Below are 16,725 nucleotides of genomic sequence, written 5' to 3'. Positions count from 1 at the left end.
TATAGATTCTTTCTACAGTTACAATGTAACAGGGCTTTGTGTCATAATTTTGTTTTTTCCTGACTATATCTGTGTTTTCATCCATGCCCGTACGAGGATCGGAAAGGAGTACTGTTTTCACTGAAGTTTAAAAGAGTGTCCGTAGACACTCTTTCTATTAGGGGTTATTCATGGTCAACTGTTATCTGTTTCTTCCGAATCCGTTGCCTCTGCCGCCACCGAATCTGAATCCGAAGCCGCCCATCATACCTGAACCTCTTTCTCCGGTTCCAAAGCAGGTTGCCTGATTGTCTTCGATTCTCTCAAGAATTTCATCTGCATATTCTCTGGAAAGATTTCCTTCTGCAACGCGTTCTTCGATGATTTCTTTCTTCTGTTCGAACAGCTCATCTTTGAACTCGTCCAGTTTTCCGGCTTCCGCAGCGATTTCACCATAGGTTTTACCTTCATCATATCGCTCATCTTCGAGTTCCTCGATGGTTTTACCTGTGATTCCTGCAAGAGCTTCCTGTGGTGAATCGTATTTAGCAGCTGCAAATACAGTAAGGGAAGTTACGCCCATGGCTAGGGTCAATGCTCCAGCGGCTACGATGTTTCTGATTTTTTTCATTTTATGCGCCTCCATTTATGTTCTGTACAATAAGGACTTTTCCTTTGTACACTCATAATATACATTTCAATTGTGTCATAAGTTTGTTTTTTTTACATCTTATCTGAATTTAATTCTCTGAAAATCACAAAAAAGACAAAGAAATCAATTAGAATAGAAGTATAAATCACTTATCCGTACTGAAAGGAAGATAGATTATGCCAAGAATACTTATCGCAGATGACAATAAACAGATCACTTCAATCTTAAGTGAATATGCGAAAAATGAGGGTTATGAAGTAGATGTGACCTATGAGGGCTCCTCAGCACTGGATTATTTCAGAAGGAATAAATACGATACGATCCTTTTAGATGTGATGATGCCTATGATGGACGGTTTTGAAGTCTGCAGAGAAATCAGAAAGACCTCCAATGTGCCTGTCATCATGATCACTGCAAGAGGAGAGGATTTCGAACGTATCATGGGGCTTGATATCGGTGCAGACGACTATATCGTCAAACCCTTCTCTCCAGGCGAGGTCATGGCCAGAATACGAGCTGTCCTGCGCAGAATGGAGCCTCAGGATGCTCATGTGACAAAAAACAAGTTCAGCTACGAAAACCTGAAAATCGATCTGGATCAGTTCATTGTAGAAGTCAATGATGAAGTCGTCAATCTGACGAAGAAGGAAATTGAGATTCTCTGGACTCTGGCTACAAGCAAGAATAAGCTGTTCACAAGAGAAAACCTCCTGGACAGTCTATGGGGCTATGATTATTTCGGTGATTCAAGAACGGTGGATTCCCATATCAAAAGACTACGAGGAAAACTTGAACCATACGATCATCCAAAGTGGGAGATCAAGACCGTATGGGGCATGGGTTATAAGTTCGAGGTGAAAGATGAATTATAAGATCACGCAGAAACTGGTTCTGTTTGTTTCCTCACTGCTTATCATCTTCTCACTGATCATGGGGTTGTCCTTTACGCTGATGTTCAGAAAAAGCACCATGGACTATCATAAGCATGATATGCAGAAAAGGGCAGAAGTCATTGCTGAAAGTCTTTCAGAATATCTTGATGCCGATTCAGACCCCGATCGTCGGGGTATGGGCATGGGCGGCATGGGCATGACGACTATGAGAGGTTTCATGCCATATCTTAATGTCATCGATGATATCGCCATGAGCGATGTATGGATCGTAGATGAGAATGAAGAACTGATTCTGAGAGGGCAGGGCGCAGATCTTGATTATAAAGAACTGCCCGAATCGGCCAATGAAGTGGTACAGGAAGCACTGAAAGGAAACATCTATTTCAGTGAGGAATTCAGCGATATCCTAGGTGCCAGAACACTCACTGTCGGTGCACCTGTTCGCTCCAGCAGTGAGGATACCATTGCAGTGGTGCTTCTTCATGCATCCATCACCGGAATGGAATCAGTCGTCTACAGCGGACTTCAGATTTTCATCCTCAGCACACTGCTTGCACTGTTTCTTTCCATCATACTCACAATTCTACTTTCAAGAAGATTTGTAAAGCCCCTGAAACAGATGACCAAAACTGCAGGAAGATTATCCGAAGGAGACTATTCCGTCAAAACCCACGTGACCCAGGATGATGAAATAGGGGATCTGGCCAGAACACTCGATATTCTGTCTGATAGACTGGATCTGGCTTCCAGGGAAAGCGAACGTCTGGAGCAGTCAAGAAGAGATTTCATCTCCAGTATCTCTCATGAACTGAGAACGCCCGTCACCGTTCTGAGAGGGTCCCTTGAGGCACTGAAAGACAAAGTCATCAAAGAACCTGCCCAGGTCGAAGAATATCATGAGCAGATGTTCACAGAGATCCTGGCACTCCAGAGACTTGTAGATGATCTGCTGAGCCTTACAAAACTTCAGAATCCGGATTTCAGAATGCAGATGGAACCCTTAAATCTTACCGAAGTCCTCAATGATGTGGTCCGAAGCATGCAGACCATCGCGAAGAAAAACGACATTGATCTGATTTATGAGAACAGATACGAAACACTGCTGTTTCACGGTGATTACGGTCGTATCCGTCAGATGATCACGGCTGTTCTGGATAATGCCATAAAATTCTCCTCCAGCAGGGATCAGGTGAAAATCGGAGTCACCGCATCAGAAGGAATCCTACGCGTCTCAGTGGAAGACCATGGAAAGGGAATCAGCGAAGAGGATCTGGATCACATCTTCGAAAGATTCTACCGCCACAAAAATGCGGATTCCGTGACAGGCACCGGTCTAGGACTCGCCATTGTAAAAGAGATCGCCCAGCGGCATGCTATTGAAATTGAAGTGGAGAGTACGCCACAGACCCATACGGTCTTTACTTTTGTCTTCCGTCTCATGGAAGATCAGCCTCAATAAGGCTTGTAAACTCAGCGTTTATAGGGTATCATTGAGAAGTACGAAAGCTGCATGAATTTTATTGTTGACACAATACCTGTTTGTGCTATAATAGTACGGTACAAGAAGAAACCACCGTTTCTCACCCTACGACTCGCGTTGTATGGTTAACAATTCATTCTTTAGTGAATTCGAGGACGGTACATACCGTCCTTTTTTAACGTCTTGAAACGTTGGAAAAGGCATACAAATTCCGGAGGTGAAAATTATTAAACAAAACAACCCAATTAATTACGAAATAAGAGAAAAAGAAATCAGACTTATTTCAAGCGAAGGCGAACAGATGGGACTCGTATCTTCAAAGGAAGCGCTGAGAATCGCTGAAGAACAGAATCTTGACCTGGTTATGATTGCTCCGACTGCAAAGCCGCCAGTATGTAAAATCATGGATTACCATAAGTTTATCTACGAGCAGCAGAAGAAGGAAAAGGAAGCCAAGAAAAATCAGAAGGTCATTACATTAAAGGAAATCAGATTCAGTCCTAAAATTGAAGAGCACGATATTACGATTAAAGCCAGCAAAGCCAGAGAATTTCTGGAAGACGGCGATAAAGTAAAGGTAACCGTAAGATTTAGAGGACGTGAAGCGGCTTATAAAGAGAACGGATACAAGATCCTGGATAATTTCGCAACAAAGCTAGAGGATGTCGGTCAGATCGAAAAGCCTTCCAAGATGGAAGGGCGTAACATGATCATGATCCTGACTCCAAAGAAGTAACAAACTTTAGGAGGAATTAACTATGCCAAAAATGAAGACCCATAGAGGGGCAGCAAAGAGATTTAGAAAGACTGGAAGCGGCAAGCTCAAGAGAGGAAAAGCTTACAGAAGTCATATCCTTACAAAGAAGTCAACTAAGAGAAAGAGAAATCTTAGAAAGACTGGGTATGTTTCTACAACTCAGGAAAAAGCAATGAAGAAATTGCTACCATACCTATAATAGAAGGATACAGGAGGATTAATAATGGCAAGAGTAAAAAGAGCCGTAAACGCTCGTAAGAATCATAAAAAAGTACTTAAGCTTGCAAAAGGATACTATGGCGGAAAGAGCAAGCTATTCAAGACAGCAAACGAAACTGTAATCAGAGCACAGAGAAATTCCTACATCGGTAGAAAGCTGAAGAAGAGAGACTTCAGAAGACTCTGGATCGCTAGAATCAACGCAGCTGCTAGAATGAATGGTCTGAGCTACTCCAGATTCATGAATGGTCTTAAGATCGCTGGAATCGACATCAACAGAAAGATGCTTTCAGAAATCGCGATCTACGATCCAAAGGCTTTCGCAGTACTCGTAGAAACTGCTAAGTCAAAACTTGCATAATTGAGAACATGGTCATTCGGACGAACCGCCGAATGACCTTTTTTGTTGAAAAATCCGGTAAAACAGGGATTCCTGTACGCAAGAAAGCAATCCTCAACAAATTGCTTGAAATTTACTATTAAAAGAGTACAATGAATCGTGTTATTATAGAGTGGTAGTATAATTTAACATACATAACAGGACTAAGAGGTGCATAATATGGAAGAGTTCAAGAAGAAAAGAAACATGAGTCCATTTAAAATACTAGCCATAGGATTTCTGACAGTGATTCTGACAGGTGCGATCCTTCTGACACTGCCCATCGCTACCCAGAGCGGCGAAATCACCAGTTTTCTGGACTCCATTTTCACCGCAACATCCGCTGTCTGTGTAACTGGCCTTGTGGTGCTGGATACAGGAACCTACTGGTCCACCTTCGGACAGGTCATTATTCTGACACTCATCGAAATAGGTGGTCTGGGATTCATGGCCATGTCCACATTTTTCGCCATGGTCCTTGGAAAGAGAATCTCCTTAAGAGAGAGACTCGTCATGCAGGAGGCCTACAACACCTTCAGCCTTCAGGGCATCATCAGTCATGTCAGATACATGCTGCTGTTCACAGTATCCGTTCAGCTTTTCGCTGCACTGATTCTGATGACCCAGTTCATACCGATCTACGGAATCGGAACAGGAATCTATTACGGGATTTTCCACGCGATCTCAGCATTCAATAATGCAGGATTCGATCTTCTGGGAAATTTCACCTCCATCACCATATTCAACGAGAATAAGATTATTCTGATCACACTGGCCATTCTAATCAATATTGGTGGACTCGGCTATCTTGTTATCAGAGAAATCATAAGCGGAGTTCGAGCTAAGAGAAAACTGAAGAACTTCAGTCTTCATGCGAAGGTTGTTCTGACTATATCAGGTATTCTTCTTTCTGTCGGCACCATTGCTCTGCTGATTTTCGAATGGAACAATCCTGCAACCATCGAACATATGAGTTTCGGCAATAAACTGACCAATGCATTCTTTTCCGCTGTAACGCCGAGAACCGCAGGATTCAACAGCATCTCCAATTCAGACATGTCTCCGGCAGGAAAACTTCTCACCATGGGTTACATGTTTGTCGGAGGATCCCCAGGGTCCACCGCAGGTGGTGTGAAGACAACGACCCTTGGTATCGTGGTCTTCACTCTGATCTCCGTTTTAAGAGGACGTCAGGATGCGGAAGTGTACAAGAGAAGAATTTCCCAGTCCATTGTATTCAAAGCCATGGCCATCTTCATGCTGGGGATCACCATCGTCATCATTGGTGTCATGATTCTTTCCATCACAGAAGTCGGATCTTCCTTTGAAACGATTCTTTATGAAGTCATATCCGCATTCGGTACGGTGGGGCTCAGTCAGGGTCTTACCCCGACCTTATCTTCAGTTGGTAAAGTCACCATCGCCATCATCATGTATCTGGGCAGAGTTGGTCCCCTGACGGTTATGCTGGCTCTGGCAGGCAAACAGGAAAAGATCAATTATAAATACCCGGAAGGCAAAATTCTAATAGGTTAAGGGAGAAAAGCAGATGAAAGAAAAACAGATAATCGTTATAGGACTCGGACGTTTCGGACAGAGCGTCGCAACTACTTTATTCAAAATGGGCCATGATGTACTGGCAGTGGATGATGATGAAAACATGATCCAGGAAATAGCGGATTCCGTCACCCACGCCGTTCAGATGGATGCCACAGATGAACTGGCCCTGAGAACCCTTGGCATCAGAAACTTCGACATCGCCGTCGTTTCCATCGGTACCAACATCCAGTCTTCCATCATGGTCACTCTGAACCTGAAAGAAGCCGGTGTGAAGAAAGTGGTGGCAAAAGCCACAAATGACATGCATGCAAGACTGCTCACGAAAATCGGAGCCGATAAGGTCATTCTTCCCGAACATGATATGGGGATCCGAGTAGCGCATAATCTTGTTGCGGCAAATATACTTGATTTCATTGAGCTCTCACCTGACTACTCCATCGTGGAAGTTCAGGCGCCTCACGCCTGGCTGGAAAAGGACATCAAAACCCTTGATGCCAGAGCAAAGTACGGGATCAACATCATGGCTATAAAATCCGAGATGGACATCAATATCTCTCCTCGTGCCACAGATGTGATTCACGAGGGAGATGTCCTGGTAGTCATCGGTTCCATTGATGACTTGAGTAAAATTGAAAGTCTGGTTTCCAATGATTAAGGAGACTTATATCGAAAGCAGAAGCAACCCCAGAATCAGAAGCTATAAAAAGCTGAAAGAGAAGAAATATCGCATGAGAGAGAAGCTCTATCTGGTGGAAGGGTTCCGTCTTCTGGAGGAAGCCTTCAAAGCAGGAAAAAAGGTTCATGCGGTCCTCTACGAAAGCGGGAAGAAAGAGGAGTTTGCCCGGTATATTGCGCCTTATGCAGAACAGACCGAGATCATCGTCACGGAAAACGACGTGATCCGGGATCTTTCGTCCACTGTGCATCCTCAGGGCGTCATCGGCGTTCTTTCTCTGGAGGACGCTTCCACGGAAGAGGTCTCCTTTCAGGACACATCCTCGGAGCTTCTTCTTTATCTTGACGGACTCCAGGACCCCGGGAATCTGGGCACCATCATCCGGTCCGCCCATGCAGCCGGCGCAAAGGGCATCATTCTTGGAAAGAATACCGTGGATCCCTACAATGAGAAAGTCATACGAAGTTCCATGGGATCCGTCTTTCATCTGCCCATTTATCATCAGGGGGTAGAGACGCTGAAAAAGTTTCTTGATGCGGGCTATCAGCTTGCAGTAACCAGCCTCGAAGCAGAGAGAAACATTTTTCATGAAGATCTCACCGGAAACCTGATCATCGCCATCGGCAATGAGGGCAGCGGTATTTCGGAAGAAATAGAAGAAAGAGCAGCCGTGCTGCTCGGAATCCCCATGCCCGGAGGTGCTGAAAGCCTCAATGCGGCTGTGGCGGCCTCCATCGTTCTCTTCGAACGGGTTCGCCAGCTGGAAAGCGGATTTCTGAAATAAACTGTGCTAATGCAGTTGATAAATTCATTCATATCTTCTATAATAATGTAGATACAAAACAATATTCATGCATGGATGAAGAGAGTAACTGCCAGAGAATTCTAGCCAGGGAATGAAAGCCACAGACTGTAAGCTTTCTGTAGAAAACGCGCAGTGAAGTTCACTTTGGAGCATCAGAGGGGAAACTAGAGTAGTCTCTGACGGGTAAACCGATACATTTAACTGAGCGGGCGGGAGCGATCTCGTCAATCAGGGTGGTACCACGGATTCTTCCGTCCCTTTTATGAGGGACGGTTTTTTTATTTATTCGAAATGGAGGAAATTATGCGCGAACAAATTGAAGCCATCAAAAAAAGTTTCAACGAAAAAATCGAAAATCTGAAGTCCGGTGAAGAGCTGGAAAAGCTGAGAGTGGAATATCTCGGTAAAAAAGGTGAATTTACTAAGATTCTAAGAAGTATGGGAGGACTTTCTCCTGAAGAGAGACCTCTGGTAGGTAAGCTTGTGAATGAAGCGAAAGGGGAACTGGAAGAGAAAATCCAGTCCCTGAAGGAAGTCATCAGGGAAAGAGCCACCGAGGAAAAGCTGAGAAACGAAGTCATCGACATCACGCTGCCTGGTGTGAAGTCGCCCATGGGCGGTAAGCATCCGCTGATGATCACCATGGAAAAGATCGAGAACATCTTCCTTGAAATGGGATTCACCATAGAAGAAGGCCCTGAAGTGGAGCTTGATTATTATAATTTCGAATCTCTCAACATCCCCAAGGATCATCCGGCCAGAGGAGAGCAGGACACCTTCTACATTGACGATAATATTGTCCTGAGAACCCAGACTTCACCTGTCCAGATCAGAACCATCGAAAATCAGAAACCACCCATCAAGATGATCTCTCCGGGGAAAGTCTACCGTTCTGATGATGTGGATGCGACGCATTCACCGATCTTCTATCAGATCGAAGGCCTTGTCATAGACAAAGGAATCACCTTCGCGGATCTGAAGGGCACACTGGAGCAGTTCGTCAAAAAGCTTTACGGAGACGACATCAAGACCAAATTCAGACCGCATCATTTCCCATTCACCGAACCATCGGCGGAAATGGACGGGACCTGCTTCGTCTGTCACGGAGAAGGCTGCAAGGTCTGCAAGGGCGAAGGATTCATCGAGCTTCTGGGATGCGGTATGGTGCATCCGGAAGTCCTGAAGAAGGGCGGCATCGATCCTGAAGTCTATTCAGGCTTCGCATTCGGATTCGGACTGGACCGCATGACCATGCAGAAATTCGGCATCGACGATATCAGGCTTCTCTATGAAAGTGACATGAGATTCCTGAAGCAATTCAAGTAGGAGGAGAAACAGCATGAAATTACCAATCAGATGGTTAAAAGATTATATAGACATCAGTGTAGACGGAAAGACACTGGCAGATGATCTGACCCTTTCCGGCTCAAAAGTGGAAGGGCTTGAAAACCCTTTCGATGTGATCCAGAACGTGGTCACCTCAAAGATTCAGAAGATCGAAGCGCATCCGGAAGCGGATAAGCTGGTCGTATGTACCGTAGACATAAACCAGGAGGAGCCCATCGTCATCGTCACCGCTGCGACGAACATGAAGGAAGGGGATGTTGTCCCTGTGGCCCTTCACAATTCAACGCTCTGGGAAGGGGTCAGCATCAAGAAGGGGAAACTTCGCGGCATTCTTTCCAACGGCATGTTCTGCTCTGAAGAAGAACTGGGTTTAAAGGAAAAAGGAACCTGTGACGGTCTCATGATCATGCCCGAAGACACCGAAATCGGAGTGGACATCAAGGAAGCACTGGGCCTCAACGGGGGGATACTGGACCTTGAAATCACCTCCAACAGACCGGACTGCCTCAGCATCCTCGGTCTTGCCAGAGAAACCCGGGCGATGTATGAAACCCCTCTAAAGAAGCCTTCTCTGACCTTCCATCCGATTCCATCTGATGTGGAACCTGTGAAGGTATCTCTGGAAACTCCTCTGGCGAGAAGATACATGGCACGGGAAATCGTGGATGTGACCATCGGAGAAAGCCCAGAATGGATCAAGTCCAGACTTCTGGAGGCCGGTGTAAGACCAGTGAACAATATGGTGGACCTTACAAACTTCGTCATGCTGGAAATCGGACAGCCGCTCCACGCATTTGACAAAAGAGAAATCACCTCAGGCATCATCCGTGTCACAGAAGCGGCTGGTGGAGAGAAATTCACCACCCTGGATGAGAATGAAAGAACCCTGAAGGAGAAGACACTGCTGATCAATGACGACAAGACCATCATAGGCATCGCAGGAATCATGGGTGGTCTGGACTCTGAAATCAAGGAAGACACCACCAGAGTCATTCTGGAATCCGCCAATTTCGATGGCGTCACCACAAGGAACGCATCCTCTTATCTTAATCTGAGAACAGAAGCATCCACAAGATTCGATAAGGATATCGATCCTAATCTGGCAGAACTTGCCCTGGACCGCATCTGTCATCTGATAGAGAAGCTTGAAATCGGTAAAGTGCTGGACTATACCGTGGATGTCTATAACGAAAAAAGAGAGCCGAATCATCTGGAGGTTCCTGTTTCCTACATCAACGGTTTCCTGGGCACTGAAATCTCCGAAGAGAGAATGGTGAAGATCCTGAATGATCTTGAGATTTCCACCGATGCGAAGGAAGGAATCCTAACGATCGAAACACCGACTTTCAGAAACGATCTGCTTATCAAAGAGGACATCGCAGAAGAAATCGCTAGAATCTACGGATACAACAACATAGATGCCACCATCCCTCATGTCAACGCGCCTAGAGGTGGAAGATACCCTCATCAGATCCTGAGAAGGAAGCTGGAAGAGTATCTGGTGGCACAGGGACTTTATGAATCCATCAGCTACAGCTTCATTTCCAGAAAGGATCTGGACAAGGTGCTGATTCCGGAAGACTCCAGTCTTCGGGATATGGTGGAGATCCGAAATCCATTGGGAGAGGATTTCTCCGTCATGAGAACCTCCATGCTCTCCTCCATGATGGAATCTCTGAGCAGAAATGAAGCCAGAAGCAATGATGAAGCTTATCTCTATGAGATCGGAAAAGTCTATCTGAAAACGGGGGATGTTCTTCCTGAAGAAAAGGAGATGCTGACCATCGGTATGTACGGAAAGGACCTGTTCTTCCATCTGAAGGGCATCGTGGAAGTCATTGCGGATGAGTTCGCGCTGAAGAACGTCAGCTTCAGAAGAAGCGGGAATCCGTTCTTCCATCCAGGAAAGTCTGCGGACATTCTTCTAGGAAAGAAGGTTCTTGGCAGTTTCGGAGAAGTGCATCCAAGAGTCCTCGCCAATTACAATATGGACGAGGCTTCCTATGTACTGGAAATGGATCTGAAGACACTCTACGACAGTGCAGACCTGGAAAGAAAATACACTGAGATTCCGAAGTATCCATCCGTCACCAGAGACATCGCTGTCCTTGTGGATGATGCGGTTCTCGTTCAGGAGATGGAAAACATCTTCAGGAAGCAGGGTGGAAATCTATTGGAAAGCTTCACACTCTTTGATGTCTATAAGGGCACACAGCTTCCGGAAGGCAAGAAGAGCGTAGCGTACAACCTGGTTTACAGAAACAGGGAAAAGACGCTCACCGACAAGGAAGTCAATAAGGTTCATGATAAAATCGTGAGAACCCTTGAGCATGTTTTAGGTGCAGCCTTAAGATAAACATGAAATGATAGGGCTATATTCAGCATGATAGAATCATCCGCTTCAAGAAATAATCTGAAAGCGGATGATTTTTTTCCTGAAAAAGTCTATAATAGTCTTTAACCGATGTGATTTGTTAGAATATTGGAAATTAACCGGCGCAACCGGTGCCGGTGTAGAAGATTTACTTGAGGGGGACCATCGAATGAATAAAGTTACCGTTAGAATCTGTGGGCAGGAATATGTCGTCAAAGGGGAAGAGAAGGAAGATTATCTGCGAAAAGTCGGGAAAGAGGTCAATCATCTGATCAATTCCATCATGGAAAGAAACAAGCAGATCGATACATCTTCCGCTGCGGTGCTTGCCGCCCTGAACTCCGTGGACAAAGCCTTCAAGAAAGATTTCGAAATCGAAGCCATCAAAAAGGAAGAAGGATCCGTCTATCAGAAATCCGAGGGCCTCAAAGAAGAAATCAAGCTTCTGGAAGAAGCACTGGAAAAGATGCAGAAGGAAAATCAGGTCTTAAGCGATAAGATTTCCACCTTCAGAAATGCGGACGAAAAGGGCAGACTTTCCAAGGAACGTGAAATAAAAAGGCTTGAAACGGAACTGAGACTGACGCAGGACAGCGCCAAAGAATACCGGGATGAGAATGAAACGCTCTCCAAACTGAATAAAGAACTGAAATTTGAACTGCAGTCCTACAAATACAAGGTTCTGGAGCTCCAGAAGAAACTCTTCGACACGCAGCTGACCCAGACGAAAGACAATAAGGAAAAGAAGGAAAAGAATCCGATCCTGAAGGAAAAACTGAAGTAAAATATGATAAAGAGCATTCTTCTGCCATGTCTGCAGAAGGAAATCACAAAACCGGCACTGACAATGGTTCAGTTCCGGTTTTGTGTTATAATGGATAAGGAAAATTTTAGTAGATGAGGTAGATGAATTTGAATAATATAGAACTGCTGGCCCCTTCAGGAAGTATGGAATCACTTGTCATGGCTGTTCAGAACGGAGCGGATGCCGTATACCTGGGGGGAACCCGATTCTCTGCCAGAGCCTATGCATCAAACTTTACAGAACAGGAACTGGAAGATGCTGTAGATTACTGTCACAGCTATGGGGTGAAAGTGAATATCACGCTGAACACGCTTCTCAAGGATTCAGAACTTGATGAGGCTGTTTCCTATGCGCAGTTTCTCTACACCATCGGAGTGGATGCGCTCATCGTGCAGGATACAGGACTCATCTACAGACTTCGAAGAGACCTTCCTCTTTTTGAGCTTCATGCATCCACACAGCTCACCATCCATAACGGAGATGGTGCGCTCTATTTCACGGAAAAAGGAATCAGAAGGGTGGTTCTCTCAAGAGAGCTCTCTTTTGAGGAGATAAAGCACATCAGCAGAGACCTGGGCGTGGAAACGGAAATCTTCGTCCACGGAGCACTATGCATCAGCTACTCCGGACAATGCCTCATGAGCAGCATCCTGGGCGGGCGAAGCGGGAACCGGGGCCGATGTGCACAGCCCTGCAGACTGCCCTACGATCTCATGGATGAATCCGATGTATCCCAGGCCAAAGCCTACCTCATGAGTCCCAAGGACATCACTGCGGTGGACAATATGGATGAGATCATAGACTCGGGTGTTTATTCCCTGAAGATTGAAGGAAGAATGAAGCGGCCGGAATATGTGGCTGCGGCGGTGAAGTATTTCAGAGAAGAGATTGAAGGCAGGAAAGAAGCCTATCATAAGAATAACCTTTTAAAGGTCTTCAACAGAGAAGGCTTTTCAGACGGGTACTTTCACGGTAAAACCGGAAAAGACATGATGTCCTTCAACTATCCCAAAAACACCGGTGTCCCCATCGGCAAGGTGAACAGTGACGGAAGCCTGACGCTTTCTGAACCTCTTCGAAAAGGAGATGGCCTTCGTGTGGGTGAAAAAGGTCTCACAGTGGAAGGCATCCGAGACAGGAGCGACGTGAAAGAGAAGGCTCTGCCAGGGGAAACCGTAAAGCTCACAGGCAGAAGCACACTGCCTGAAGGCCCGCTATACAAGACCTATGACTTTGAACTGATGGATGCGCTGAAAAGAAGTCACAACGGACGATATGACCGTAAAATAGAACTCACAGGAGTGCTTTTCTTCCGGGCCGGAGAAGAAGCATCCCTAGAGGTGCATTATAACGGGAAAAAGTACAGAAGAGCTTCCAAAAAAGTGGAAACCCCCATCAAAGCTCCGTTGTCACTGGAGAGAGTGGAAGAAGCGCTGAAAAAGAGCGGAGAATCTCCCTTTGTCCTCACCACAATCCTGGCGGATGATTTCAGCGAAGGATTCCTGCCCATAAGAGAGCTCAATGAAATGAGACGACTGCTTCTTGAAGATATTGTCGATGATCTTGTGAAAAGCAGCAAAAGAATACTGCCGGAGAAGCTCGTACTGGCGAACAGCGAAATAAGCCATGAAATCAGAGAAAATATGAGGCTCGTATCCGTCTCCACCAAAGAGCAGCTGAAGCTGGCGCTTGAAATGGGGGCAAAAGATCTTGCTGTGTATCCGTTCTACCGCGGATCCCGCTATATAAACTTCAGAGACGTTGCAGTGCTTCTAGAGAAGCACAAAGAGATCCGTCTTTATGTGAAGGTCTCCAATATTTTAAGAACGGAGCTGCATGCCATTGTGGAGAAGGTGAAGAAACTGGAAGACCACGGGAAGCTTGCAGGTATCATAACAAACAATGCAGGGGTCATACGACTCCTCGGGAAAGAGTTCTACATCATCGGAGACTACAAACTGAACATCATGAACAGTGATGCCCTCAAATTCTATGAGGAGGATCTTTCCATGTCCATGGTCAGTGAAGAGCTCAACAGACAGGAGCTGAAAGCGCTGAAGCAGAAGGAAAGATACCTTACTCTGGTCTACGGAAGACAGGAGATGATGCACAGCGAGTACTGTCCGGTAGGTGCAACTGTCGGAGGCATGACCCGTGAAACGCCCTGCAACGAAGCCTGCATGAGAGAGAGCTATCGCCTGAAGGACCGTATGGGGGAAGAGTTCCCTGTCATGACGGACATCTTCTGCAGAAGCTACATCATGAACGGAAAGCCCAAGAATCTTCTGGACAGCACCCGGGATCTGGAACACATCGGTATCCGTTCCTTCAGGGTTGATCTTACAACGGAAAGCCCTGAAGAAGCCAGAGAGATTCTCCATGCGTTTCTCACTGGCGAAGCACTTGAACTCCCATCATTTAACAGAGGACATTATAAGCGAGGTGTTGAATAGTGAAAGATAAGAATCTGAACAAACTCGAATTCAATAAAATCAAGGAGAAAATCAAATCCTATGCCGTCTCTTCTCCCGGAAAAGAGGGGATCGAATCCCTTTCTCCTCTTTCCGCCGCTGCAGAAATCGAAAGAGCGCTGGAAGAAACCAGGGAAGCCCTGAGTCTATTGGTGGAAAAGGGAAGTGCCCCTTTTGAAGGTGTCTATGATGTAAGAAGCTCCATTGCCTATATCGCTAAAGGAGGAACCGCCAGTGCGGAATTCCTTCTTAAGATCGCCAATGTCATGAAAAGCGCCAGACATTTCAAAGACTATGTGGGGAAAGAGGAACACAGCTTCCATCTGAAAAACCTCGTGTATGGGATCACTCCCCTGAAGCAGCTGGAGAACGCCATCTATAACGCCATAGTGGGGGATCAGGAGATTTCCGATCACGCCTCCGATACGCTGCTGAAAATCAGGCGTTCCCTGAGAGATAAGACAGGCTCTGTCAAAGACAAGATCCAGAGCCTTGTGAGAGAGAATGAGAAGTATCTTCAGGACAGCATCTATACGGTTCGTGGGGACCGATATGTCATTCCGGTGAAAGCCGAACACAAAGGTCAGGTCAAAGGACTGATCCATGACCAGAGCGCATCCGGTGCGACACTGTTCATCGAACCCATGAGCCTTGTGAATCTCAATAATGAGATCAAAGAGCTCATGCTGAAGGAAAAAGCCGAAATCGAGTGTATTCTCATGGAGCTTTCAAGGAAAGTGGAAATGGACGTGGAATCCGTGCGAAGAAACGCTTCCATCATCTATGAACTGGATGTGATCTTTGCCAAGGCGAAATATTCCAGCCGAATCGAAGGAACCAAGCCTGAGCTGAAGGAAGATCTCACCTTCAATCTGAGAGACGCCAGACACCCCCTGATCCCGGACAGAGAAGTCGTACCCTCCACCATCTACATGGAGGAAGGCATCACGACCATTGTCATCACAGGACCTAACACTGGCGGTAAGACCGTTACCCTTAAAACCGTAGGCCTGCTCCATATCATGGCCATGTCCGGGATTCTCATTCCAGTGACAGACGGCTCCAGCATCGGACATTTCCGCGACATCTACGCGGATATCGGAGATGAACAGAGCATTGAGCAGAGCCTCTCCACCTTCTCCTCCCACATGACAAACATCGTCAGCATCATAAAAGAAGCCGATGATCATTCCCTTGTTCTTTTCGATGAACTGGGCGCAGGTACAGACCCCACCGAAGGTGCCGCTCTTGCCATGGCGATTCTCGAAACCCTGAAGGAAAGAGCTATTCGGATCCTTGCCACGACGCACTACAGCGAACTGAAGGCCTATGCACTGAAATCCGACAAGACCGTCAACGCTTCCGTGGAATTCAATGTGGAGACGCTCCGGCCTACCTACAGACTTCTCATCGGTGTACCCGGAAAATCCAATGCCTTCCTCATCTCCAAAAGACTGGGACTGAATGATGACATCATCGAACGTTCCAGAGCATTCATCGACCGGGAAGCGCTGAAATTCGAGGAACTCATCGAAAGTCTTGAAAAATCCAGAAGAGATGCCTCCAAGGATGCGCGAGATGCGGAGAACATCAAGAGAGAACTCCTCACCAAAGAAGAGGAACTGAAGAAAAAGCTGGAACGCATCGAGGAAATCCGGGAAAAGGCCATGAGAGATGCGAAGAACGAAGGCAGAAAATACCTGGAGGAAGCCAAGACCAAAGCGGATGAAATCCTCAGACAGCTCCGAGACCTGGAAAGCAGTGTGGAGCTGAAAGACAGCAGAAGAAGCCTGCAGGAAATCCGGGATCATCTGAAAAAGGACATGGATAAGTCGGAACAGAAAGATCTGTTCGAAAAAGTGGAAGGAAAAAAGATTACGGAGTTCAGCGAAGGACAGGAAGTTCTTCTGTCCACTCTGAATCAGAAAGTGTCCATCCTGACACTGCCGGATGCCAAAGGAGACCTTATGGTTCAGGCCGGCATCATGAAGCTGAATGTGAATAAAAGGGATCTTGTGGAGATCCGGGAAGACAAGAAGCAGAAAAAGATCGCGAAAAGGGAAGCCAGGCTCAATCTGAAACAGGTTTCCATCAGCTGTGATGTCCGTGGACAGGATGCGCTGGAAGCGGAGCATATCGTTGATATGTATCTGGATGAAGCCTCCATGGCGGGTCTTAATGAGGTCACCATCATTCACGGCATGGGAACGGGGATCCTGAAGGAACACCTCTGGGATATGTTCAGGCATCACCCGCATGTGAAGAAATACCGTCTGGGCGAATACGGAGAAGGGGGAAAAGGTGTTACCATCGTAACCCTGAAATAGA

Annotated in this window: 14 protein-coding genes and 2 other annotated features; of the genes, 13 read left to right on the top strand and 1 reads right to left on the bottom strand. The window is 46.2% G+C overall.

From position 1 onward, the window contains the following. Nucleotides 1–181 precede the first annotated feature (181 nt). Entirely contained in the window at nucleotides 182–610 is a 429-nt protein-coding gene (locus ACHAL6_RS04920; protein WP_395269129.1) for a hypothetical protein, read from the bottom strand. A gap of 197 nt (nucleotides 611–807) precedes the next feature. Here ACHAL6_RS04920 and ACHAL6_RS04915 point away from each other — a divergent pair, with 197 nt between their 5' ends. From ACHAL6_RS04915 to ACHAL6_RS04855, 13 genes are all read left to right on the top strand, one after another. Further along, nucleotides 808–1,503, top strand: coding sequence for a response regulator transcription factor (locus ACHAL6_RS04915; RefSeq protein ID WP_395269128.1), 696 nt, complete (start codon nucleotides 808–810; stop codon nucleotides 1,501–1,503). After that, complete coding sequence (locus tag ACHAL6_RS04910; protein ID WP_395269127.1) at nucleotides 1,493–2,983, top strand: sensor histidine kinase; 1,491 nt, start codon at nucleotides 1,493–1,495, stop codon at nucleotides 2,981–2,983. The genes ACHAL6_RS04915 and ACHAL6_RS04910 overlap by 11 nt, the downstream gene beginning before the upstream one ends. Nucleotides 2,984–3,079: 96 nt before the next feature. Beyond that, nucleotides 3,080–3,187: a sequence feature (ribosomal protein L20 leader region), on the top strand. 34 nt (nucleotides 3,188–3,221) lie between these two features. Then, on the top strand, nucleotides 3,222–3,740 hold the full coding sequence (gene infC, locus ACHAL6_RS04905) for a translation initiation factor IF-3 (protein ID WP_395269126.1): 519 nt from the start codon (nucleotides 3,222–3,224) through the stop codon (nucleotides 3,738–3,740). A 22-nt stretch (nucleotides 3,741–3,762) separates the two neighbouring features. Further along, a complete protein-coding gene (rpmI, locus tag ACHAL6_RS04900) occupies nucleotides 3,763–3,960 on the top strand; it encodes a 50S ribosomal protein L35 (protein ID WP_395269125.1) in 198 nt (65 codons plus the stop codon). Between the two features lie 24 nt (nucleotides 3,961–3,984). Further along, nucleotides 3,985–4,341: a 50S ribosomal protein L20 gene (gene rplT / locus ACHAL6_RS04895; protein ID WP_395269124.1), complete on the top strand. Its 357-nt coding sequence runs from the start codon at nucleotides 3,985–3,987 to the stop codon at nucleotides 4,339–4,341. A 198-nt stretch (nucleotides 4,342–4,539) separates the two neighbouring features. Next, entirely contained in the window at nucleotides 4,540–5,895 is a 1,356-nt protein-coding gene (locus tag ACHAL6_RS04890; RefSeq protein WP_395269123.1) for a TrkH family potassium uptake protein, read from the top strand. A gap of 13 nt (nucleotides 5,896–5,908) precedes the next feature. Further along, complete coding sequence (locus ACHAL6_RS04885; protein WP_395269122.1) at nucleotides 5,909–6,574, top strand: potassium channel family protein; 666 nt, start codon at nucleotides 5,909–5,911, stop codon at nucleotides 6,572–6,574. Further along, entirely contained in the window at nucleotides 6,567–7,379 is an 813-nt protein-coding gene (locus ACHAL6_RS04880; RefSeq protein ID WP_395269121.1) for a TrmH family RNA methyltransferase, read from the top strand. The genes ACHAL6_RS04885 and ACHAL6_RS04880 overlap by 8 nt, the downstream gene beginning before the upstream one ends. 63 nt (nucleotides 7,380–7,442) lie before the next feature. Beyond that, nucleotides 7,443–7,662: a binding site (T-box leader), on the top strand. 41 nt (nucleotides 7,663–7,703) lie between these two features. Next, the gene (pheS, locus tag ACHAL6_RS04875; protein WP_395269120.1) at nucleotides 7,704–8,726 is read left to right on the top strand and encodes a phenylalanine--tRNA ligase subunit alpha; all 1,023 of its coding nucleotides are present in this window, start codon (nucleotides 7,704–7,706) and stop codon (nucleotides 8,724–8,726) included. A gap of 13 nt (nucleotides 8,727–8,739) precedes the next feature. Then, nucleotides 8,740–11,103, top strand: a complete 2,364-nt coding sequence (gene pheT / locus ACHAL6_RS04870; protein ID WP_395269119.1) for a phenylalanine--tRNA ligase subunit beta — start codon at nucleotides 8,740–8,742, stop codon at nucleotides 11,101–11,103. Between the two features lie 187 nt (nucleotides 11,104–11,290). Then, on the top strand, nucleotides 11,291–11,905 hold the full coding sequence (zapA, locus tag ACHAL6_RS04865) for a cell division protein ZapA (protein WP_395269118.1): 615 nt from the start codon (nucleotides 11,291–11,293) through the stop codon (nucleotides 11,903–11,905). 128 nt (nucleotides 11,906–12,033) lie between these two features. Further along, entirely contained in the window at nucleotides 12,034–14,379 is a 2,346-nt protein-coding gene (locus tag ACHAL6_RS04860) for a DUF3656 domain-containing protein (protein WP_395269117.1), read from the top strand. Further along, on the top strand, nucleotides 14,379–16,724 hold the full coding sequence (locus tag ACHAL6_RS04855; protein ID WP_395269116.1) for an endonuclease MutS2: 2,346 nt from the start codon (nucleotides 14,379–14,381) through the stop codon (nucleotides 16,722–16,724). The genes ACHAL6_RS04860 and ACHAL6_RS04855 overlap by 1 nt, the downstream gene beginning before the upstream one ends. Nucleotide 16,725 lies beyond the last annotated feature (1 nt).

The organism is Proteiniclasticum sp. C24MP, assembly GCF_043951855.1.
Taxonomy (GTDB): Bacteria; Bacillota; Clostridia; order Clostridiales; family Clostridiaceae; genus Proteiniclasticum.
This window is presented reverse-complemented; position numbering and strand designations above follow the sequence as displayed.

Bases quoted from the DNA above. Each gene is read 5' to 3' on its own strand.
- ACHAL6_RS04915 (WP_395269128.1), top strand. From the start codon at position 808: ATGCCAAGAATACTTATCGCAGATGACAATAAACAGATCACTTCAATC.
- ACHAL6_RS04910 (WP_395269127.1), top strand. From the start codon at position 1,493: ATGAATTATAAGATCACGCAGAAACTGGTTCTGTTTGTTTCCTCACTG.
- ACHAL6_RS04920 (WP_395269129.1), bottom strand. From the start codon at position 610: ATGAAAAAAATCAGAAACATCGTAGCCGCTGGAGCATTGACCCTAGCC.
- pheS (WP_395269120.1), top strand. From the start codon at position 7,704: ATGCGCGAACAAATTGAAGCCATCAAAAAAAGTTTCAACGAAAAAATC.
- pheT (WP_395269119.1), top strand. From the start codon at position 8,740: ATGAAATTACCAATCAGATGGTTAAAAGATTATATAGACATCAGTGTA.
- ACHAL6_RS04885 (WP_395269122.1), top strand. From the start codon at position 5,909: ATGAAAGAAAAACAGATAATCGTTATAGGACTCGGACGTTTCGGACAG.
- ACHAL6_RS04880 (WP_395269121.1), top strand. From the start codon at position 6,567: ATGATTAAGGAGACTTATATCGAAAGCAGAAGCAACCCCAGAATCAGA.
- zapA (WP_395269118.1), top strand. From the start codon at position 11,291: ATGAATAAAGTTACCGTTAGAATCTGTGGGCAGGAATATGTCGTCAAA.
- rplT (WP_395269124.1), top strand. From the start codon at position 3,985: ATGGCAAGAGTAAAAAGAGCCGTAAACGCTCGTAAGAATCATAAAAAA.
- ACHAL6_RS04890 (WP_395269123.1), top strand. From the start codon at position 4,540: ATGGAAGAGTTCAAGAAGAAAAGAAACATGAGTCCATTTAAAATACTA.
- rpmI (WP_395269125.1), top strand. From the start codon at position 3,763: ATGCCAAAAATGAAGACCCATAGAGGGGCAGCAAAGAGATTTAGAAAG.